The following is a 20,441-nucleotide window of genomic DNA, read 5'->3' as shown; positions in this document are numbered from 1 at the left end:
TTTATTGTGTAGTTTATAGCTACTGATTATTTCAATTTATCAACTAATCATCAAAGTTATTAATGTAATAACCCTGTTCTAGACTTAAACAGGATAGTTAGTTTATAAGATCGATAATCCAGAAGCTTTTATATCTTTCGCAAAACCTTCTACTGTATCAACAGAAAGTTCATTAATGTCACGACCTAAGTTATTGTTTACTTTTTTAACAACGTCACCAGGGCAAGTGATAATGTCAGCGCCAACTTCGTCAGCTTGGATAACATTGATTACTTCTCTACAGCTAGCCCATAGTAATTTAACGCCTGCTTTACTGTGTGCAATTTCAACAGCTTCTTTAACCATTGGAATTGGGTCAACACCAGTATCAGCGATACGTCCAGCGAATACTGAAATATATGTTGGTACACCTTCAGTTACTGCTTCAGTAATTTCTTTTACTTGGTCTAAAGTATAAACTGCAGTAACGTTTAAACGTACATTATCAGCTGATAATTTTTTAATTAAAGAAATAGTTGATTCACCTTTAGTGTTAACAACTGGAATTTTAACAAAAACATTATCACCATATTGTTTTAAGATTTCTGCTTCTTTTTCCATAGTTTCTAAATCGTCTGCAAAGACTTCAAAAGAAATTGAAGCATCAGGAATTTCTTTAACAGCTTCTTCAGCGAACGCTTTATAATCTGTTACGCCTGCTTTAGCCATTAAGCTTGGGTTTGTAGTAAAACCATCAACCTCTTTATTTTTGTAAGCTGCTTTCATTTGTTCGATATCTGCACCATCTGCAAACACTTCAACATTTAATTTTGCCATTACTTATTCCTCCTGACTAAAATGATAATTTAATAATAAATTATCTCTAACGGTTTACTAACCATTCATCCTATTTATACCACTAATAAGCTTAAAATTCTAATTTTTTGCTTATCTAATATCAAATTTATAATACAATTTCATCGTTTATTATTACTTATATACACCACAAATAATTTGAACAAATCTTCTATTATGTAGTTTAGTATATGATTATTACTATTCAATTTTAAGTTTTATGTGTTATTATTATCTAATGATATATAGTAGGAGGTAAATATGGCACGTTCAAAACTATATTTTTATTTATCTGCTGTGTTAATTATTATTAGTTTCTATTTCAATACACGTGACCCACTTCTAGGTCAACTATTTAATTCAATGATCAAATTGATTTTCGTTAGCAGTATTATTAATGCTATTATATTGATTATTGCAATTATTTTAGCAGATAAAGCAATAAAACATTCAAAAGATAGAACAGATTGGGTAAATAAATTAAGCAAATTACTGCCATATATATTATTAATCGTTATAATTATTCATATTATAGCTGCATTAACGACATTTGGCATTATTTTCTAAGGGGCACTACAAAAGTATACTTGCTTTTGTAGTGTTTATTTTTAAGTGGAGGTATTTAAAATGCAATACGTATATATCTTTTTCGGCGGTGCCATTGGTGCGCTGTTAAGGTATTTATTATCTTTTATTAATAACGAAAGTACTACTTTACCTATTGGAACTTTTATAGCAAACCTTGTAGGTGCTTTGTTGATGGGTTTTCTAGGGACTCTCGCAGTCACATATTTCAGAAACAACCCACAACTAAAAAAAGGTATTACAACAGGTTTTGTTGGTGCATTAACTACTTTTTCTACATTTCAATATGAATTAGTTTCTATGTTCAATGCACAATCTATTGCTACATTATTTATTTATGGCATTAGTAGTTATATTCTAGGAATTTGTTTCTGCTATATCGGCGTTAAAATAGGAGGTAAATTATAATGTTAACTTTACTATTAGTCTGTATAGGCGGCGGTATTGGTGCTATGATTCGTGGTGGCATAACTGAAATATGTGTCAATAAGTTTTCAAGTCAGTTTCCAATAGCAACTTTTATCGTAAATATAATTGGAAGTTTCACTATCGGCATTATTTTAGGACATGCCTTACATATTTCATGGATCAATCCATTTTTAGTAACAGGTATATTAGGTGGTTTGACTACTTTTTCAACTTTAGCTTCCGAATTAGTAAAAATGATTGAAGCAAAAACTAATTTACCATTATTTATTAGTTATTCAATTTTGCAATACGGTGGTTGCTTCGCAGCATGTTTAATAGGATACAAGTTATTTTAAAAAGCTAGTAACCTAATAACGTATATTTTTATACGTTATAGTTACTAGCTTTTTTATCAATAATATTTTATTGTCCTGTGAACTCGTTTGGATCTGGACCAATACGTTTATCTTCGTTTAAGTTGTTTAATTTAGTTATTTGTTCCTCAGTTAATTCAAAATCAAAGACAGCTAAGTTCTCTTCAATTCTTGAAGGAGTCACAGATTTAGGAATAACAACTACATTGTTTTGAATATTCCATCGAATAATAACTTGTGCTGGTGTTTTACCTACTTCTGATGCAATTTCTTTTACTAATGTATCTTCCAAAATTTGAGCATTCATTAATGGTGACCAAGATTCTGCTACTACACCTTGAACTTCTAAATATCTTCTTAATTCATTTTGAGTTAAGTAAGGATGGAATTCAACTTGATTAATAACCGGTTTAATTGATACTTGCGCTAATAGTGCTTCCATATGTTGAGGCGTAAAGTTACTCACACCAATATTTTTCACTTTATCAGCTTTGTATAAATCTTCCATACCTTTCCAAGTGTCTATCATTAATGCTTCATCTGTACCAGGCCAGTGCATTAAATATAAATCTAAGTAATCTAAGCCTAATTTTTTTAAGCTTGTTTCATACGCCTGTTGTACGTTATTACGTCCATAATCAGCTAACCATAATTTTGAGGTAATAAATAACTCACTTCTGTCTAACCCAGTAGCTGCTAGACCTTCGGCAATACCTTCTCCCACTTTGGCCTCATTTTCGTAAATCATAGCTGTATCTATACTTCTGTAACCACTTATGATGGCATGTTTCACCGCTTCTTTACATTCATCGCTATTCTCAACTCTAAATGTTCCTAAACCAAGTACTGGCATTTCATTTCCATTATAGAATTTAGTTGTTTGCATTATAATAACTCCTTCCAAGTTAACTTAACCATATCATAATAAATTATGTCTTATTATCATATTAAAATGCTTAAAAAATGGAAACGGGACATAAACCTTAATTTTAAAACAAGATTTTGTAACCCCGCTACGGCAAAGATGACTATAGTTGAAAGCAACTTGCTACAAGCGCGTTTTCAATTCAGTCATCTACTGTCAAAAAAATAGAGTCTGAAGACAATATTATGTCTCAGACTCAAAAATATTAATTAAATGATTCAATTTTATCCATAATGTTTTGTAAATCTTCTACATTGTATTGAATTCTACCGTGGAACACAAATTTGTTAAAGAACTCATCAAGTTGTTCAGGGCCTACTAAAACTTTGCTACTAGAAGATTGAGCATAATTAGATATTGTTACTGCACCTTCATTCTTAGGATTGAAATATAGAATAGTAGTTGGTGTGTATTTTAAATCTAATTGACGTTGTAAGTCTCCAGCTAACTTTTCAACCGCTTCTAGATGGTTTGAGTAATTTACAAATGATAATGAACTTTTATCATCGTTTTGGTCTAAAACTAATGTTTGTGGTTCATTTTTGTCTAAATCAAGTGTATCAAACACTTGTGACATCATTGGTTGTTCGTCAAATTGTTGACCACTAATACCACTAAATACGTGTCCTTTTAATAATTGTGAATCTATAAGATATAAACCTGTACGTGTTAATACTAAATGACTAATACGTTGTGCATCATTAAATTCATTTCTTGGTAAAAAGATATTAGCCATAATGTGCATATCTTCAGGACGAATTCGTTTTTCGTTTACAAGTCGTTCACGTATACCGATAAGTCTCATATCAGTCACATATTCACTATGATTTTTAGAGAATAATTTTAATGCATCAATTTCTCTGTCTTTAGAATTAACTGTTGCCTCATATTCTTCTTGTTGTTTCGTCACAGTTTTTTTGTTTTTAATTCTTTCTTTTTCTAATTCCTCTGCGTGTTCGTCACTCAATTTTTGTTGTTTTGATTGGTATTGTTCTTCTATTTTTTGTTGTGCTTTTTTCTTACTTTTTAAAGCAATTAAAAATAGAATGAAACAAATAATTGCTATTACGATAGCTACAATCAAACCAATTTGAATTGGTCCAAATGAATTCATAACAATTTCGCTCCTTTATATATCATTATCTCCATTATAATAAAAATTGTTTAATCATTCGATAAAAATACTAATAAAGTTATAACAACTTGATTATGCATTTACTGCATCTTTTAAGAGGTTAACTTTATCTAATTTTTCCCATGGTAATAATACATCAGTACGACCAAAATGACCATAAGCTGCTGTTTGTTTATAAATTGGTTGTTTTAAGTCCAACATTTTAATAATGCCTGCTGGTCGTAAGTCAAAATGCGTTCTTACCGCTTCAACTAATTCACTTTCACTTACTTTCCCAGTACCAAACGTATCAATTGAAATAGACACTGGCTCAGCAACACCAATTGCATATGCAAGTTGTACTTCACATTTATCTGCTAAATCAGCCGCAACAATATTTTTAGCAACGTATCTTGCTGCATATGCTGCTGATCTATCTACTTTTGTAGGATCCTTACCACTAAAGCATCCCCCACCATGACGTGCATAACCACCGTATGTATCTACGATAATTTTTCTACCTGTTAGACCAGCATCGCCTTGAGGTCCACCTATAACAAATCGTCCAGTTGGATTAATATAAAATTTCGTTTTTTCATCTAACAATTCTTTAGGAACTGTTGGATAAATAACGTGTTCTTTAATATCATCTTGAATTTGAGAAAGTTCTATGTCATCAGCGTGTTGTGTTGATACTACAATGGTATCGATACGGTGAGGTTGATCATTTTCATCATACTCAACCGTAACTTGTACTTTGCCATCAGGACGTAGATATTTAATGATGTCATCTTTACGTACATCAGATAAGCGTTTAGCGAGTTGATGAGATAAGAAAATTGGTAATGGCATATAAGTGTCTGTTTCTTTCGTTGCATAACCAAACATTAAACCTTGATCGCCAGCACCTGTAGCTTCAATTTCTTCTTCAGAAATATCATTTCTATATTCTAAAGCTGTATCTACTCCTTGTGCAATGTCTGCAGATTGTTCATCAATAGCAGTTAACACTGCCATAGTTTGGCTGTCATATCCATATTTCGCACGTGTATAACCAATGTTTTTAATCGTTTCACGAACTACTTTTGGAATATCTACGTAAGTCGTAGTCGAAATTTCACCTGAAATAAGTGCCATACCTGTTGTAACTGTTGTCTCACAAGCCACCCTAGCATTTGGGTCGTCTTTTAATATTTCGTCTAAAATTGCATCAGATACTTGGTCCGCAATTTTATCTGGGTGTCCTTCTGTAACTGATTCTGAAGTGAATAATCTTCTATTGTATGTCATAATTTGCTCCTTTAGTTATTAAATTACGAAAATTCTCTTTTGTGAGCTTAATAAAAAAGAGCCTTCATCACTATAAAATAGAGAGAAGGCTCAATACGTCCATTCGCTCTTATCGTTCAGACGATATTTGTCTGCAAACGGTTTGGCACCTTCCTTCTTTAATGTATAAAGAAGAGGTTGCTGGGCTTCATTGGGTCCATGTCCCTCCGCCTCTCAGGATAAGAGAATCCGTTAGTAACTATACTACCTAAACTGCATAGTAATGTCAATTTTACAAAATCCCAAATTTTATAATAATTTTTATGGCATAATATAGTGATTATGTTATACTCGTTTATTGTAAAGGCTTACATAAAAATAGCGTTGGAGGGATTAAGTATGGCGATAGATACATATACTTACACAAGTAAACTGGAAAACATTTATAAAAAAACAACTTCTTTATTTCAATTATCAACAACCGAATTGTACTATAAGATGTTGGAAAACAACGAAGGTGAATTGACTGAACTTGGTGCAATTAATGCTCGAACTGGGAAGTATACAGGTCGTTCACCGAAAGATAAATTTATAGTAACTGAACCTTCTTATAAAGATGATATTGATTGGGGTAATATCAATCAACCTATTGACGAAACTACATTTTTAAATCTATATAACAAAGTTTTAGATTATTTAAACGAACGTGATGAATTGTACATTTTCAATGGTTACGCAGGTAGTGACGAAGATTCACAATTAAAACTATCTGTTATCAACGAATTATCTTGGCATAACTTATTTGCACAAAATATGTTTATTAAACCTGATTCCAAAGAAGAAGCTGAAGAAATCAAAGCTGATTTCACAATTGTTTCTGCACCAAGATTTAAAGCAGATCCAGCTGTTGATGGTACAAATTCTGAAACATTTATTATTACTTCATTCAAACATAAAGTTATCCTTATCGGTGGTACTGAATACGCTGGTGAAATGAAAAAAGGTATTTTTTCAGTAATGAATTACCTATTACCTAAAGATAATATTATGAGTATGCATTGTTCAGCCAATGTAGGCGAAAAAGGTGACGTAGCATTATTCTTTGGTTTATCTGGTACAGGTAAAACAACTTTATCTGCCGATCCTACTCGTAAATTAATTGGGGATGACGAACACGGTTGGAATGATAATGGTATCTTTAATATTGAAGGTGGATGTTACGCTAAAGCTATTAATCTTTCTAAGAAAAAAGAACCTCAAATATACGACGCGATTAAATATGGTACTATTTTAGAAAATGTAGTAGTTGATAACGATGGTGATATTGATTTCGATGATAACTACTATACTGAAAATACTCGTGCTGCCTATCCAATAGACCATATTGATAATATTGTTAAACCATCTAAAGCAGCACATCCAAATACGATTATATTCTTAACTGCTGATGCTTTCGGTGTGTTACCTCCAATTTCTAAATTGACTAAAGACCAAGCGATGTATCATTTCTTAAGTGGTTTCACTGCTAAACTTGCAGGTACTGAACGTGGTATTACAGAACCTGAACCATCGTTCTCAACTTGTTTTGGCTCACCTTTCTTACCATTAGATGCGAAAGTATATTCTGACATCTTAGGTGAATTGATTGATAAACATGAAGTTGATGTATACTTAGTTAATACTGGTTGGACTGGTGGTAAATACGGCGTAGGTCGTCGTATTAGTTTATCTTATACTCGTCAAATGGTTAACAAAGCTATTACTGGTGAATTAACTGAAGCTGAATATGCGACAGATGAAACATTTGGTTTAAATATTCCGGTTAGTATTGAAGGCGTCCCTCAAACACTTTTAAATCCTATGAACGCATGGAGCGATAAAGAAGCTTATAAAGAACAAGCTAACGATTTAATCGAACGTTTTAACCAAAACTTTGAAAAATTCGGTGAAGAGACAGCTGAGCTTGCTGAAAAAGGCGGCTTTAAAAAGTAATATCTATGTAAAAAACAAGGCTATGACATTATGCATAGCCTTGTTTTAATATTATATAAATTTTATTCCACGTTGTAGTTATCTTGTAGTTGTTGATTTTCTATATCTAACATCCATTGCTTAAGTTGCTTTAATACTTTTGATAATGCAAAGGGTCTCGGTACATGTCCTTCTCTTTGTTGATATAGTGTCCGATGCACAGCACCAATTTCAGTTAAAGATTGCGCTAAAAATTGTGCTTGTTGAATGCCGACTTGATGATCTTGATAACCATGTATAATTAATATTGGCGGCGCATCTTGAGTTATATGCTTAATAGCATCCCTTTTATCATAAGCCTCAATATCTTTTTTCGGATGCCCTACCATTCTACGCAACATACCTCTTAAATCCACACGTTCTTGATACATTAAATGGATATCAGTTACGCCACCCCAAATAATATAACTATGTACAGGTAAATCTTGAAAAGTTAATAATCCTTGTAAGCCTCCACGTGAAAAACCAATCATATGCACAAACGCATGAGGATAATGATGAATCAAAATTGACAGTAACTGTGTTACGTCATTTAAATCATCACCATAAAAATCATCTTTTCCTTCGCTTCCATTGTTGCCTCGATAATAAGGTGCAATGACTAAAGTAGTCGGATCAATAAATTGCAATAAACGCGCAGCTCTTACTTTACCTACTTGTCCTTTTCCACCGCGCAAATACATCACTATACGTTTAACTTCATGTGCAGGTGTCGCCATAAGTCCTTTAACATGTAACCCATCAACTTCATAAGTTATTTCGTCAAATACATGCGTCGTTACATCAATTGGCATACGTTTTTTACTTATAATATCCAAGTTCGATCACCCGTTCTAAACAGTTTAAAATGGTTGTGTCTTTTATTAAAAAACTTCGTTGTTGTTCAGGTATATCTGTAACTTTACTAAAAAATTTAGGTCCACTCGTCTCTAAATAATCTTGTTTATTTTCTAAATAGTCAATTTTAGCAACATATACATCTTTATAAAAACTAGGTAAATTTTGTCTAGCGACATAATATTGAGCGATGTAATGAAGTTCTGTCGCAACTGCGCCTGTTTCCTCATTTAATTCTCGTTGCGCAGCAGCTAACGAAGATTCATTTTCCTCAATTTTGCCACCAGGAAACTCTATACCTCTAATATCATGTTGAGTAAATAATAATTTGTTATTATATATCGGTATAATCAATACATGCTGACCATTAGCCTCATCTTTATCTGTTGTATAGTTAAGATATACTTCGTTATTATCTTTATCTAAATACTTAATAGTCATCAGACACCTCAAAATATGTTAAAATATTAATGTTTAAAGCTCCATTGGAGGTAACATTATGAAAAAAGTTTTATTATTTATTATTTATATTTATCAAAAATTCATCTCACCATTAACGCCAGCGACATGTCGTTTCTATCCTACCTGTTCAGCATATACCAAAGAGGCAATAGAAGTCTATGGTCCATTTAAAGGTGGATGGTTAGGGTTAAAACGTATTTTAAAATGTCATCCATTCCACAAAAGTGGTTTTGATCCGGTTCCTTTAAAAAAAGAGCATAAACATACTAATAAATAGGCACTAATTTTGCCGCATCAACTACTGGAGGGTTAAATACTAACCTTCCATTTTTTAATATACCCATATTTTCAACGAAATCCTCTTCAAAATAAAACCCTGCAGGTGTAATGTCACTCGTGTATGTAACATATTGGGCAAGCATAGCTGTAAAATATCTACTTAATCCATATTCATACATACCACCTATTACGGTTTTTACATTTAAGTGTTCTAAACTTTTAATAATATCCATTACCTTATCAATACCGCCTAAACGAAATGGTTTAAGAATAACCACTTTAATATTATGGTTATTTATCGCCTTTTCAATTGCATTGAACTCGATTGCTTTTTCATCTAAAGCAATATCCAACTGCGCTGTAATACCCGATTTATCTAAAGTTTGTAAAGATTTAAAAGGTTCTTCTAAATAAATAACATTATATGTAGCCACTTGTTCGAGTAAATTAACGGCTCTTAAAGATAAAGATTCATTCGCATCGACCGCTATATTGAAATCAAATGGTAACGTTGTTAATTTGTCTAAATCATGCAAAATATTAGTCGTCCATTTTAACTTTATGCGTTCGGGTTGCGTTTCGACTAACTGTCTATATTTTTCGTTATTCAAACCACTTACCGTCGCGCCATAACTGACTGTGAGTGATTGTAAATCGTTGAACATTTGATAACAGGCCATGACAATCGTACTTCTACTAGCTGGGTAAGCATCTAATTGTGTTAAGGTTTGTTTAATCTCCTTGAAAGAGTTGAATGACATACCTTGAACTGCTGTATACCATTCTTTTATTTTATTAATAACAATATCTATCGTTTCATCAAAATACCAATCTGTTTCAAAGGCATTACATTCTCCATAATAACTTTCGCCATTATCAGTTGTCAGTTTAATAATTAAAGCCTTACGTTCAGACAAAGTTATTTTAGGAGTAATAATTGGTTGTTTAAAGTTTTCATTATAATAGTAAATCTCTAAATTAATAATTTTCACTTGTGTAACTCCTTAATAACCAGTAATTTTACTTCTTTGTAATTTGCCGGTAGAAGTATAAGGCAATTGTTCTACACGTTCAAAATTTTTCGGTACTTTATATTTAGCCAACTTTTCCAACAGAAATCTGTGTAACAGATTATGATCTATTGCTTCATCGGCTACATAATATAAATATGGCACTTGTCCCCATGTGGAATCTTCAATACCGATACACATTGCGTCTTTAATACCGTCATAATATTTAGCTATCGATTCAATTTCATATGGATAAATATTTTCTCCACCACTTATTATTAAGTCTTTTCGACGGTCGTAAACCATTACGTACCCTTGTTCATCAATTTCTGCAATATCACCTGTATTGAAATAACCATCTTCAAAAACATCCGTTAAATTACTAGGATAAAGATAACCATTCATTACATTGTCACCTTTGATTAGCAGTTCTCCATGACCATTACCATCAGGTTTTGATATAGCTACTTGCACATTATCACTAGGTTTACCCACTGTATCATAACGTTCTGATAACATATCTGGAGAAGCAGTTAAAAATTGTGAACAAGTTTCCGTCATACCAAAGGAATTATATATTGGTAAGTTACATTGCAATGACTTATCAATAAGCTGACTCGATAGTTTCGCCCCACCTAGTAAGATTTTTTCAATATTATATGGTTGTGACAATCCTGCATCAAGTAACCATTGTAGCGTTTGAGGTACAAGTGAGAGATGTGTCGGATGTTCTTCACGAATAATTTCTAACATACGCTGTGTATCAAATTTTTGTTCTATACGCACTGCAAACCCTTGAATGATCGCTCTTAAAATAACACTCAAACCCGAAATATGATATATAGGTAATACAGATAACCACACGGTATTATCGTCAAAACCTAAACTTTGTTTGCAACCTTGTGCACTGGCTAAATGGTTAGCAAAAGTTTGTGGCACTGCTTTTTGAGGTCCAGTCGTACCCGAAGTAAACATAATAGAAGCAATGGAATTTAAATTAAAATTGGCTTTTTGCGTTCTATCATTATCATCTTCTTTAGTGATCATTTCTTGCCCATCTATTATTGATATACCTTCTAACTCAAGCTCGAGTGTTGAAACAATTGTATCCACATCGATTGAAGCCATTTGATTTAAAATTTCTTGTTTAGTTAGCCTAGTATTGATCATCGCTAATTCAATGCCAGCTATCCATGCAGCATTAATTAATATAACGGCATTTATACTATTGTTAATATATAACCCTAATCTCGTTCTGTTAAGTTCCACTAAATTATTTGCAACCTTTAGTGATAAGTCATAACATGCTTTAAAGGTTAATTGTGTATGCCCATCGTTAATAAAAATTTTATCACCTTTGTTTTTAGCTTGTTGTTCTAACCAAAATTCCACTTTAACATTCCTCCGTATCATTTATATTATAACTGTTTTGTATATAATACGCAGTGTTTAAATACTTATGCCTTTATGTCCGTTGATGCAAAAAAACACTCTAACTACTGATATATCATCAATAATTAGAGTGCTTTAACTTAGGTTTATTTATAAAATAGTCGCTTATCAATAAACACTAAATAGTTGAGCGTGGTAGTTTGGAAGGTTAACTACCTTAACATATGCTAGTTTAATACAATGCGCTACAATTGTAATGAACTATAAAAAATATTAATAAATAGCTTAGGAGAAAGCGAATAAAAAAGAGATAAGTACATATGTTCTTGTTGTGTAAAATCCAGCATGCTACTGAAAGTTATCGTGATGTTTATGTCTTACCTCACAACCAATATAGCCTGTATTTATTCGAATGTATATATGTTAAAGTACATATGTAAAAAACAACATTAAAAAAGTAAAAAAGAGAAAAACTAGCAAAAAAAAGAGGAACAAGCCTCGTCCATTTCTAAATCAAAGTCGCTATTTTGATCTAGTGTCATAGAAATTACTTGCTCCTACTTCATACTAGGGAATATATTTTATGAAAATATTTATGTGTTCACCACACAAAATTATTGTAGCATGTTTATACTTATTTTAGTGCCTTATCACTAACGTAGTAAAGAATTGATATGATAAAGTAAAATTTATTTTGATACTTTATTCCAGTTACATAGAAATAGGACAAAAGATATCATAATAGGCTTATGATCATCCTTTGCCCTAATTTCCAAAAAATTATTAGTAGAGGTAAAATGGTGTATTAACACCATATACGTATTATACTTTTATTATATCTAAATTTGTTAAATATTTTGTAAAAAGTAAAATCTGCACTAGATATTGTAAAAAATAAGTATTAAATTATGTGACAGTATAAATTTATCAATTAATGCCATTTAAATTTTACTTAAGTTAGATTACTCTAGTTGGTTAATAAATATATTCTTATTTTTACTTAAATGTTATATATTTTTACTATTCACTATATTATATATAAAACCTTAAATTCATTTGCTATACTTCTAACTGTCTTCTATTTATTGTTTTAGGAAGACGAAATGGTTTTTAGTACTATGCTTTCATAATTAAAAATAAACAGAATCTGAATTTATATTGGTTTATTCATACATTCATCTCAGTTCTACCATTAGCACCAATAACCCAATCAGATTATTATTTTTACACTAATCGCTTGATTAGTGGTTTTTTTTCGAGTTTAGCTACTATTTTTTACTTTATATTGTCAATTTTTTTCTAACTTCATTAGAGATATAGCCAATTAATTAGTATGTTGCTATACTTTATTTAGCTACTTTAATTAACTAAAGTAGTAGTCATTTACTCTATGATATCTTACAGGGATGTTTTTATTCTCTTTAAACTTTTGAATATTCAATTCATATCTCCAAGTGAGCGCTAATTTAATCAATTAGCGCTTTTTTAATAACAATTGAATTTAGAGTAGAATTTTAACTATTTTTAAAATGCGTTCTAAAAATATAAAATATCTTACCTTTACAAGCGGCTGCTTTTTACCACTTTAAGTAAATATTTTACCACTTATCGTAAATTTAATAACCTTTAGACATGCTATGCTTATATTATACAATTATTCTATTATGAAAAGAGAGATACTATGGATTACAATTATCAAATTCACGATTCTGATATTAATATAAAAGATAGCTTCAATAATATTCATATATTTTTTGTATTGTCTGGACATGTATCGTTTTATGACAAAGCTTATCTAGGTAAATTTCAAAAACATGAATTTTTTATACTCGAACCCTATACCTCTCCCAATTTACTTATAAATTCAGGTAAAGTTATAGCTCTGACTATCAATAAGTTAAGTTTTAATCGATTTTCACTTTTTGGATGGGATCAACTTTATCTAGATAAATCTAAAATAGAGCATTTTATTAAAAGAGAATTTCTCGAGACGGTAATCGCAATTTATGAGAAAGATCAGTTCAATGCTGATATTTGTATTATTAAATTGATTAACTATATACGTTTAGGACAGTATTATAAAGAGAACACATTAGAAAATGCTAATCCATTAGTTAAAAAGGTATTGGATTACGTAAACAATCATTATAAAGAAGATTTATCATTAGCTGATATAGCAGATAATTTTTATGTAAATGCAAGTTATCTATCTAGAGTATTTTCAGAATCAATGAATCTCTCTCTTATAAAATATATCAGAAAAATCAAAATATATAGATTAGCTGTAGAAATGTTAACATCCAATTATAATGAAATATGGAAAGAATACGGATATCGTTCACAATCTACTTTTTTGAAAAATTTCCACCGTGTGTTTAACATGTCTCCAGATGAATTTATAAAAAAATATAAAACTACACAGACACATAAAGAACCTTTCCCTAATGAACTATACCTTCATTTAAAGGAACTAGTAGCGCAATATACGATAGATTAAAACAGCCAAAAGTCATAAGACTTTTGGCTCGTTTTTTATTGAAATTAATTATTCATTTTATGTGTTTCAATTATATCTTTAACAATTTCGATAACTTTATCTTGTTGCGCTATTGTTAAATCGGAACTTGATGGTAAACACACGCCACGTTCAAAAATAGCTTGGGCATTATCTTCATCTACAGAAACAAAATCATAGTCATTATATAGTGGTTGCATGTGCATTGGTTTCCATATTCTTCTTGCTTCAATATTGTGCTCTGCTAACTTATTAATGATAGTCATAGGTGTCAGCTTATTGTCATTATTTGTTAACACAAATGCCGTCAACCATCTATTTGATAAAGTATGATTAAGTTCAATTTGGAATTTAACTTCCGTAAATTGTAAAGCTTGGGCATATCGTTCGAAAATAGCACGTCGCTGATTCACCCTATCTGTAAGTACTTCTAATTGACCTAGCCCTATTCCTGCACAAATATTACTTAATCGATAATTAAACCCTAACTCACTATGTTGGTAATGAGATGCATCATCTCTCGCTTGAGTCGCTAAAAATAAGGCATGCTCTATAGCTTTTTTATTATGAGACAGCAACATGCCTCCACCACTAGTCGTTATAATTTTATTACCATTGAAAGAAAATATACCGAAATCTCCAAGTGTCCCGCTCATCTTATCTCTAAAAGTAGAACCTAAAGACTCAGCAGCATCTTCGATTAAAGTAACATTATATTCATTACATAGTGCTATAATTTTATCAAATTGTGCCGTTTGCCCATATAAGTTCACTACAATTACTGCTTTTGGTTTTTGACCCATCGCGGTATATTTTTCTAATGCTTTTTCTAAAGATTTTGGACACATATTCCAAGTATCTAACTCTGAATCAATAAATACTGGTCGTGCTTGTAAGTATAAAATAGGGTTTGCAGTTGCACAAAAGGTTAGCGATGAACAAAAAACAACATCATTTTGTTTTACACCACTTTCTATAAGTGCAAGATGAATAGCCGCTGTCCCACTACTTAATGCTAATGTTGATTTTGCACCAGTATAACTTTGCATCTTATTCTCAAAATTATTTACATTGTCTCCTAAAGGTGCTATCCAGTTTTTCTTAAATGCATCATTGATAAATAGTTGCTCGCTACCACCCATGTGTGGACGAGATAAATAAATTCTGTCGTTACTCATGCTGTTGTCACCTCTTATTATTCGCTGGCGAGCCATAAACTGTATGATTATCCGCTATGTCGTTTATAACAGTAGATCCTGCTCCTACGATGACGTTTTGACCGATATTAATATTTGGAATAACCGTGGCACTTGCACCAATAAATGTCCCTTTATTAATAACTACATTTCCTGTCAACGTGGCATTAGGTGCAATATGAACATAATCACAAATCTTATTATCATGTTCAATACAACTCATCGTATTAATGATACAATGCTTGCCAATCATAGTATCTGCATTAATAGTAGTATTCGGCATGATAACACTACCTTTGTCTATCTTTACATTTGAGCCGATAGTGGCAGTGGGATGAATGAGCGTTGCATAATTTAGTTTGATGTTAGCAAAGCGATGAACAATTTGTTGTCGCTTATTATTATCGCCAATAGCAATAATAAAATGATGCGTGCGATAATAATTGCTAATATTACTTAAATTATCATAAAAAATGTCATTGCTATAACTTTTGCGAACAATTGCATCATCAAGATAACCTGACAATTGATAGCTCTCTGATTTTTTTACAATGTCCTTTATCACTTTGGCATGCCCACCGTTACCTATTAATATTATTTTCTTCATAATTTCGTGCCCTTAAATTTATACATCGTTGCATGATTTTGGGCATTCACATTTTTACGTAAAACCACTTTTATGATTGTCATAAAAATAATATATAAATCTAATTTCATAGATTGATTTTTGACATACCATACGTCATATTTAAATTTGTGTTCCCACGATAAAGCATTTCTACCTTTAATTTGTGCAAGCCCAGTTATACCTGGCTTTACAACATGACGTAGTCGTTGTTTAGCGTTATATAATGTTAAATATTCCATTAATAATGGACGTGGTCCAACAATACTTAAATCACCCTTTAGTACATTATACAGTTGTGGTAATTCGTCAATACTAGTACTTCGAATGAATGAACCTAATCTTGTTTTACGTAATTCATCAGGTAACAACACACCATTTAAATCTTGTTGATTCGTCATAGTTCTAAACTTGATCAAAGTAAAAGGTACTTCGTTTTTACCAGGTCGTATTTGTTTATAAAATACTGGTTTTCCCATATTCAATCTAATTAATACTGCAAATATTAAAATCATTGGTGATGTTAATGTTAAACCTAGCACACTGATGATGAAATCCAATGCTCTCTTTTTCATTAAGTTCACTCACCTTTTTGTAGTTGTTCGAATACTTGTAACTGTTTCTGTACAACTTGCCTTTCATCATAATGTTTGTTAGCTAATTCATGACTTTTATTTTTAAATTTAGCTAATAGTTCAGGGTTGTTTGCTAACGTATCAATTTTAGTTGCGATATATTGAGGTGCATTAATCGGAATAATATAACCATTAATATTGTCTTCAACTTCTTCTCTACATCCTCTTATATTTGTAGTAATAATTGCATTTTTCATTGCCATCGCTTCAATAATTGATCTAGGCATTCCCTCTCTATATGAAGGTAAACAGAATATGTCACTTAAATATAAATAATCGCTGATATTATCTAATGAACCAGTAAAAATAATGTTATGATGCTTTTTATATTTTTCTAACTTTTTAAAAGTCATCGTATCACGTTCGCTTTGATGGGTATCACCAATAATAAAGACTTTAATATTTTGATACTTCACTCGCTCTACTGCTTCAAGTAAATCAATAATTCCTTTTTCTTCTACTAGACGGCCAATAAATGTAATGATTAAATCATCTTTTTTAATGTCATACTTTTTCTTTAATAGTTTAATCTTTTGTTGATTAACTTTGTCATAATTAAATTTATCTTCGAAATCAATCCCATTACTAATCCAATGATAATGATATGCATTTTTTCGTGACAAGAAGTGGTGTCTTGTCGCTACTTCATAGTCTTCTTTACTTTGCGTAAATAAGTAATCTGTAAAGAATTTAGCCATTATCTTTTCAATTAAATAATAAATGTAATAACCACTTTTTGGCATACCATCATGAAAATAAAATCCGTGTGCCGTATAAATAACTGCCGGCACCTTTGCTATTTTAGCTGCTAATCTACCTAAAACTGCTGCTACCGGTGTATGTACATGTACAATATCTGGTTTTTCTTGTCTCATCAATTTTATTAATTCGTACACCGTTTTAATGTTACTAATTAATTTAATATCTCTATCGATATTTATATTATGATAAACAATTCCTTTTCTCGTTACCATGTCAAAATGGTGCTCCATTTTGCTAACGCAATGAACGTCGAATCCTTGTCTCACACATGTTTCATTTAAATTTTTCAATAACTTTTTATGTGTCATTTCTATCGCGGCAATTTGCATAATTCTCACTATTATAACCTCCAAAGATATTGGGTTGCTTTAACATCGTCGTCAGCAATTATAGCTTTAACATCGCAAATAACACCTTTATCTTTTATGAGATTTAAATAACTTTGTTTTTGTTGTAAGTATAAATCATGTGCTACCGCAAAAATTGCTACATCTGCTTGTGGCAGTGTTTCAAAGTCTTGTAACTCAATACCATAAATTTTCGTAGCTTCTACCTTATCAGCAACCGGATCATGACTATATATCTCTAACCCATATTCTTTAAGCTCTTTAATTACTTGAATCACTTTTGTGTTTCTTAAATCTGGGCAGTTTTCTTTAAACGTAAGCCCGTAGACGTTAACTTTGGCACCTTGAATTGTTATACCTTGTTTAATCAATGCTTTTATAATATTTAAAGCGATAAATTTGGCGATATTATCATTTATTCTTCTGCCAGACAAAATAACTTCAGGATGATACCCTATAGATTCTGCTTTGTAAGTTAAATAATATGGGTCAACACCAATACAATGCCCTCCGACAAGACCAGGTTTGAAATTTAAAAAGTTCCATTTTGTTCCTGCTGCTTTTAACACTTCTGATGTATCTATATCTAATTGATTAAAAATAATTGCCAATTCATTCATTAGGGCAATATTGACGTCGCGTTGTGTATTCTCTATGACTTTAGCAGCTTCTGCTACTTTAATCGATGAAGCCTTATAAACACCCGCTTCAATTACAGACTCATATACTTCAGCCATCTCATTTGTGATTGTCTCATTTTGACCAGCAACAATTTTTTTAATGGTCGTAAATCGGTGTGTCGTATCTCCAGGATTAATGCGTTCAGGAGAATATCCTACATAAAAATCTTTGCCGTAAACAAGTTTCGATTCTTTTTCTAAAATTGGCACACATACTTCTTCGGTTGCACCAGGATATACAGTAGATTCAAAGACGACAATAGTCCCTTTTTGTAATACTGACCCTACTGTTTCACTTGCTTTTATTAATGGTGTTAAATCTGGTTGATTGTGTTCGTCTATGGGTGTAGGAACAGCTACTATTATAAAATCTGCTGTAGTTAGTTCCTCTTTATGATTGGTAAATTTAATATTTGCTTCTTTTAATTCATTTATAGTTACTTCATTCGTACAATCAATATGACTATTTAATTCTTCAATACGTTGTGTATTTACATCAAAACCTATTACTTTATTTTCTTTGCCAAATGCGACAGCTACTGGAAGTCCAACATATCCTAAACCCACTACTGCAATATTCTTTTTCACTGACAACATTCCTTTTCTTTATTTATAGTAATTTACATACCAATCGATAAATTGTCCTACGCCTTCATCTACACTAACTTGTGGTTTAAAATTAATGTCTCTATACAAGTCATCTACATTTGCGTATGTTTCAGGTACATCTCCTGGTTGTAATTCCATGTAATTTTTAATCGCTTTTTTATTTAACTTACGTTCGATAGCCTCAACGAAATCCATCAACTTAACTGGTTTACTATTACCGATGTTATAAATTTTATATGGTGCAAAAGAAGTTGCTGGATCCGGGTTCACACTATCCCATGCTTTATTTTCATTTGCAGGTATTTCAACTAGTCTTGAAATTGATTCCACAATGTCGTCTACAAATGTAAAATCACGCATCATATTGCCGTAATTATAAACATCAATTTTTTCTTCATTTATGATAGCCTTTGTAAATTTAAACAATGCCATGTCTGGTCGACCCCATGGTCCATATACGGTGAAAAATCTTAACCCTGTCGTTGGCAATTGATAAAGAGAACTATAAGTATGTGCCATTAATTCATTTGCCTTTTTTGTCGCTGCATAAATACTGAGTGGATGATTGACACTATCATGAACATTGAAAGGTTGTTGGGTATTAGCACCATATACAGAACTAGAAGATGCATAAATTAAATGCTCAATTTGATAATGTCGACAACATTCCAAGATATTCATAAAACCTTTTACGTTAGCATCAATATATGTATGCGGGTTCGTTAAGCTGTATCTTACACCCGCTTGTGCAGCTAAATTTATAACAACATTAGGTTCCTCATTTTTAAAAATTTCTTGCAGTTGTTCTAATTCGGCAATATCTTGCTGGTAAAATTTAAAATTAGTTGTGCCAATCATCGATAATCTATCTTTCTTTAAATTCACATCATAATAATCATTTAAATTATCGATACCAATAACAATAATGTTTTTGTCAATAAGCTTGCGTGCTAAATGAGCACCAATAAAACCTGCTACTCCGGTAATGATTACCTTCATGCTATAATTCCTCCAAATTCTTTTTAATTTGCATTGGTACGCCAGCACCTAAATGACCCGTTGGAAGATTTTTATTCACTATGGTGCCTGCTGCAATAATTGTTCTTTCTTCTATCATTACATTACTTAAAATCCTTGTCCCGCAACCTATCCAAACATCATTGGAAATAATTACAGGTCCCTTAATAATGTCGTTATATTTAATTGGCACAACGTTATTATGCCAAGTGTGTGATGAACTTAATATTGAAGAAGCGTGTGCTATTGATACGTCATTACCTATCTTGATGCCACCGTAGCCATCGATATAACACATATCATGTATACTGACATTGCTTCCAAATTCAATATTATTTAAATGTTTAAGAGAAACATACTTGCCAATAAAAACGTTATCTCCTATTTTTGTGCATAAACTTGCTACAATAACATATCTAAATGCAATTTGTATTTTTAAATTTGTTCCTGTATTTAATTCATAAAGCATGTAACGACAATTAACTGGTAATAACTTTAGCAATTTACTAATGGCCCTTAGTACTTTAAATACCAC

General features: G+C 31.5%; 21 protein-coding genes and 1 riboswitch. Of the genes, 6 read left to right on the top strand and 15 right to left on the bottom strand.

Annotation, left to right across the window (positions count from 1 at the left end; genetic code table 11):
- Positions 1 to 102: 102 nt before the first annotated feature.
- Entirely contained in the window at positions 103 to 816 is a 714-nt protein-coding gene (locus C7J89_RS07035) for a transaldolase (RefSeq protein WP_061854379.1), read from the bottom strand.
- A 279-nt stretch (positions 817 to 1,095) separates the two neighbouring features.
- Between C7J89_RS07035 and C7J89_RS07030 the strand changes: the two genes are divergently transcribed.
- The 3 genes from C7J89_RS07030 to C7J89_RS07020 are packed head-to-tail and all read left to right on the top strand — an operon-like array spanning position 1,096 to position 2,183.
- Positions 1,096 to 1,401 (top strand): hypothetical protein, encoded by a 306-nt coding sequence (locus C7J89_RS07030; protein ID WP_061854378.1) that lies wholly within the window; start codon positions 1,096 to 1,098, stop codon positions 1,399 to 1,401.
- Between the two features lie 60 nt (positions 1,402 to 1,461).
- Positions 1,462 to 1,827 carry a fluoride efflux transporter CrcB gene (crcB, locus tag C7J89_RS07025; RefSeq protein ID WP_103295604.1) on the top strand — a complete coding sequence of 122 codons (366 nt, stop codon included), beginning with the start codon at positions 1,462 to 1,464 and terminating at the stop codon, positions 1,825 to 1,827.
- A complete protein-coding gene (locus tag C7J89_RS07020) occupies positions 1,827 to 2,183 on the top strand; it encodes a fluoride efflux transporter FluC (protein ID WP_061854376.1) in 357 nt (118 codons plus the stop codon). The genes crcB and C7J89_RS07020 overlap by 1 nt, the downstream gene beginning before the upstream one ends.
- A 67-nt stretch (positions 2,184 to 2,250) precedes the next feature.
- Here C7J89_RS07020 and C7J89_RS07015 read toward each other — a convergent pair whose 3' ends face one another.
- From C7J89_RS07015 to metK, 3 genes are all read right to left on the bottom strand, one after another.
- Complete coding sequence (locus C7J89_RS07015; protein ID WP_103295605.1) at positions 2,251 to 3,087, bottom strand: aldo/keto reductase; 837 nt, start codon at positions 3,085 to 3,087, stop codon at positions 2,251 to 2,253.
- A gap of 244 nt (positions 3,088 to 3,331) precedes the next feature.
- Positions 3,332 to 4,240, bottom strand: a complete 909-nt coding sequence (locus tag C7J89_RS07010) for a nuclease-related domain-containing protein (protein WP_103295606.1) — start codon at positions 4,238 to 4,240, stop codon at positions 3,332 to 3,334.
- A 93-nt stretch (positions 4,241 to 4,333) separates the two neighbouring features.
- Complete coding sequence (gene metK, locus C7J89_RS07005) at positions 4,334 to 5,530, bottom strand: methionine adenosyltransferase (RefSeq protein ID WP_103295607.1); 1,197 nt, start codon at positions 5,528 to 5,530, stop codon at positions 4,334 to 4,336.
- A 106-nt stretch (positions 5,531 to 5,636) separates the two neighbouring features.
- A riboswitch (SAM riboswitch) is annotated at positions 5,637 to 5,755 on the bottom strand.
- 153 nt (positions 5,756 to 5,908) lie between these two features.
- Between metK and pckA the strand changes: the two genes are divergently transcribed.
- A complete protein-coding gene (pckA, locus tag C7J89_RS07000; RefSeq protein WP_061854372.1) occupies positions 5,909 to 7,501 on the top strand; it encodes a phosphoenolpyruvate carboxykinase (ATP) in 1,593 nt (530 codons plus the stop codon).
- Between the two features lie 62 nt (positions 7,502 to 7,563).
- Here pckA and C7J89_RS06995 read toward each other — a convergent pair whose 3' ends face one another.
- Together C7J89_RS06995 and ytkD are read right to left on the bottom strand one after the other, a co-directional pair.
- Positions 7,564 to 8,358 (bottom strand): alpha/beta hydrolase family protein, encoded by a 795-nt coding sequence (locus C7J89_RS06995; RefSeq protein ID WP_172459005.1) that lies wholly within the window; start codon positions 8,356 to 8,358, stop codon positions 7,564 to 7,566.
- A complete protein-coding gene (ytkD, locus tag C7J89_RS06990) occupies positions 8,342 to 8,818 on the bottom strand; it encodes an RNA deprotection pyrophosphohydrolase (protein ID WP_061854371.1) in 477 nt (158 codons plus the stop codon). The genes C7J89_RS06995 and ytkD overlap by 17 nt, the downstream gene beginning before the upstream one ends.
- Before the next feature lie 55 nt (positions 8,819 to 8,873).
- Here ytkD and yidD point away from each other — a divergent pair, with 55 nt between their 5' ends.
- Entirely contained in the window at positions 8,874 to 9,116 is a 243-nt protein-coding gene (yidD, locus tag C7J89_RS06985) for a membrane protein insertion efficiency factor YidD (protein WP_061854370.1), read from the top strand.
- Here yidD and menC read toward each other — a convergent pair.
- Entirely contained in the window at positions 9,106 to 10,110 is a 1,005-nt protein-coding gene (menC, locus tag C7J89_RS06980) for an o-succinylbenzoate synthase (RefSeq protein WP_103295608.1), read from the bottom strand. The two genes, yidD and menC, sit on opposite strands and share 11 nt — an antisense overlap.
- 12 nt (positions 10,111 to 10,122) lie before the next feature.
- Entirely contained in the window at positions 10,123 to 11,520 is a 1,398-nt protein-coding gene (gene menE, locus C7J89_RS06975; protein ID WP_103295609.1) for an o-succinylbenzoate--CoA ligase, read from the bottom strand.
- A gap of 1,681 nt (positions 11,521 to 13,201) precedes the next feature.
- On the opposite strand from menE, the gene C7J89_RS06970 reads away from it, so the two are divergent.
- Positions 13,202 to 14,017 (top strand): AraC family transcriptional regulator, encoded by an 816-nt coding sequence (locus C7J89_RS06970; protein WP_061854367.1) that lies wholly within the window; start codon positions 13,202 to 13,204, stop codon positions 14,015 to 14,017.
- Positions 14,018 to 14,061: 44 nt separating this feature from the next.
- Here C7J89_RS06970 and C7J89_RS06965 read toward each other — a convergent pair whose 3' ends face one another.
- Genes C7J89_RS06965 through C7J89_RS06935 form a run of 7 tightly spaced genes read right to left on the bottom strand, consistent with a single transcriptional unit; the run spans position 14,062 to position 20,441 of the window.
- Positions 14,062 to 15,213 carry a DegT/DnrJ/EryC1/StrS family aminotransferase gene (locus tag C7J89_RS06965; RefSeq protein WP_103295742.1) on the bottom strand — a complete coding sequence of 384 codons (1,152 nt, stop codon included), beginning with the start codon at positions 15,211 to 15,213 and terminating at the stop codon, positions 14,062 to 14,064.
- A 7-nt stretch (positions 15,214 to 15,220) separates the two neighbouring features.
- Positions 15,221 to 15,838, bottom strand: a complete 618-nt coding sequence (locus tag C7J89_RS06960; protein WP_103295743.1) for an acetyltransferase — start codon at positions 15,836 to 15,838, stop codon at positions 15,221 to 15,223.
- Positions 15,835 to 16,431 carry a sugar transferase gene (locus tag C7J89_RS06955; protein ID WP_103295744.1) on the bottom strand — a complete coding sequence of 199 codons (597 nt, stop codon included), beginning with the start codon at positions 16,429 to 16,431 and terminating at the stop codon, positions 15,835 to 15,837. The genes C7J89_RS06960 and C7J89_RS06955 overlap by 4 nt, the downstream gene beginning before the upstream one ends.
- A 5-nt stretch (positions 16,432 to 16,436) precedes the next feature.
- Complete coding sequence (locus C7J89_RS06950) at positions 16,437 to 17,582, bottom strand: glycosyltransferase family 4 protein (RefSeq protein WP_233432454.1); 1,146 nt, start codon at positions 17,580 to 17,582, stop codon at positions 16,437 to 16,439.
- 11 nt (positions 17,583 to 17,593) lie between these two features.
- A complete protein-coding gene (locus C7J89_RS06945; RefSeq protein WP_103295746.1) occupies positions 17,594 to 18,868 on the bottom strand; it encodes a nucleotide sugar dehydrogenase in 1,275 nt (424 codons plus the stop codon).
- A gap of 18 nt (positions 18,869 to 18,886) precedes the next feature.
- Positions 18,887 to 19,888 (bottom strand): NAD-dependent epimerase, encoded by a 1,002-nt coding sequence (locus C7J89_RS06940; protein ID WP_103295747.1) that lies wholly within the window; start codon positions 19,886 to 19,888, stop codon positions 18,887 to 18,889.
- 1 nt (position 19,889) lies between these two features.
- Positions 19,890 to 20,441 carry an acyltransferase gene (locus C7J89_RS06935; protein WP_103295748.1) on the bottom strand — a complete coding sequence of 184 codons (552 nt, stop codon included), beginning with the start codon at positions 20,439 to 20,441 and terminating at the stop codon, positions 19,890 to 19,892.

The sequence above is a fragment of the Staphylococcus kloosii genome, from assembly GCF_003019255.1.
Classification (GTDB): domain Bacteria; phylum Bacillota; class Bacilli; order Staphylococcales; family Staphylococcaceae; genus Staphylococcus; species Staphylococcus kloosii.
This window is presented reverse-complemented; position numbering and strand designations above follow the sequence as displayed.

Coding starts and splice junctions, on each gene's coding strand:
- C7J89_RS07015 (WP_103295605.1), bottom strand. CDS start 3,087: ATGCAAACAACTAAATTCTATAATGGAAATGAAATGCCAGTACTTGGT.
- C7J89_RS07030 (WP_061854378.1), top strand. CDS start 1,096: ATGGCACGTTCAAAACTATATTTTTATTTATCTGCTGTGTTAATTATT.
- C7J89_RS07010 (WP_103295606.1), bottom strand. CDS start 4,240: ATGAATTCATTTGGACCAATTCAAATTGGTTTGATTGTAGCTATCGTA.
- crcB (WP_103295604.1), top strand. CDS start 1,462: ATGCAATACGTATATATCTTTTTCGGCGGTGCCATTGGTGCGCTGTTA.
- C7J89_RS06950 (WP_233432454.1), bottom strand. CDS start 17,582: ATGCAAATTGCCGCGATAGAAATGACACATAAAAAGTTATTGAAAAAT.
- C7J89_RS06955 (WP_103295744.1), bottom strand. CDS start 16,431: ATGAAAAAGAGAGCATTGGATTTCATCATCAGTGTGCTAGGTTTAACA.
- C7J89_RS06970 (WP_061854367.1), top strand. CDS start 13,202: ATGGATTACAATTATCAAATTCACGATTCTGATATTAATATAAAAGAT.
- C7J89_RS07035 (WP_061854379.1), bottom strand. CDS start 816: ATGGCAAAATTAAATGTTGAAGTGTTTGCAGATGGTGCAGATATCGAA.
- pckA (WP_061854372.1), top strand. CDS start 5,909: ATGGCGATAGATACATATACTTACACAAGTAAACTGGAAAACATTTAT.
- C7J89_RS06960 (WP_103295743.1), bottom strand. CDS start 15,838: ATGAAGAAAATAATATTAATAGGTAACGGTGGGCATGCCAAAGTGATA.
- C7J89_RS06940 (WP_103295747.1), bottom strand. CDS start 19,888: ATGAAGGTAATCATTACCGGAGTAGCAGGTTTTATTGGTGCTCATTTA.
- metK (WP_103295607.1), bottom strand. CDS start 5,530: ATGACATACAATAGAAGATTATTCACTTCAGAATCAGTTACAGAAGGA.
- ytkD (WP_061854371.1), bottom strand. CDS start 8,818: ATGACTATTAAGTATTTAGATAAAGATAATAACGAAGTATATCTTAAC.
- C7J89_RS06965 (WP_103295742.1), bottom strand. CDS start 15,213: ATGAGTAACGACAGAATTTATTTATCTCGTCCACACATGGGTGGTAGC.
- C7J89_RS07020 (WP_061854376.1), top strand. CDS start 1,827: ATGTTAACTTTACTATTAGTCTGTATAGGCGGCGGTATTGGTGCTATG.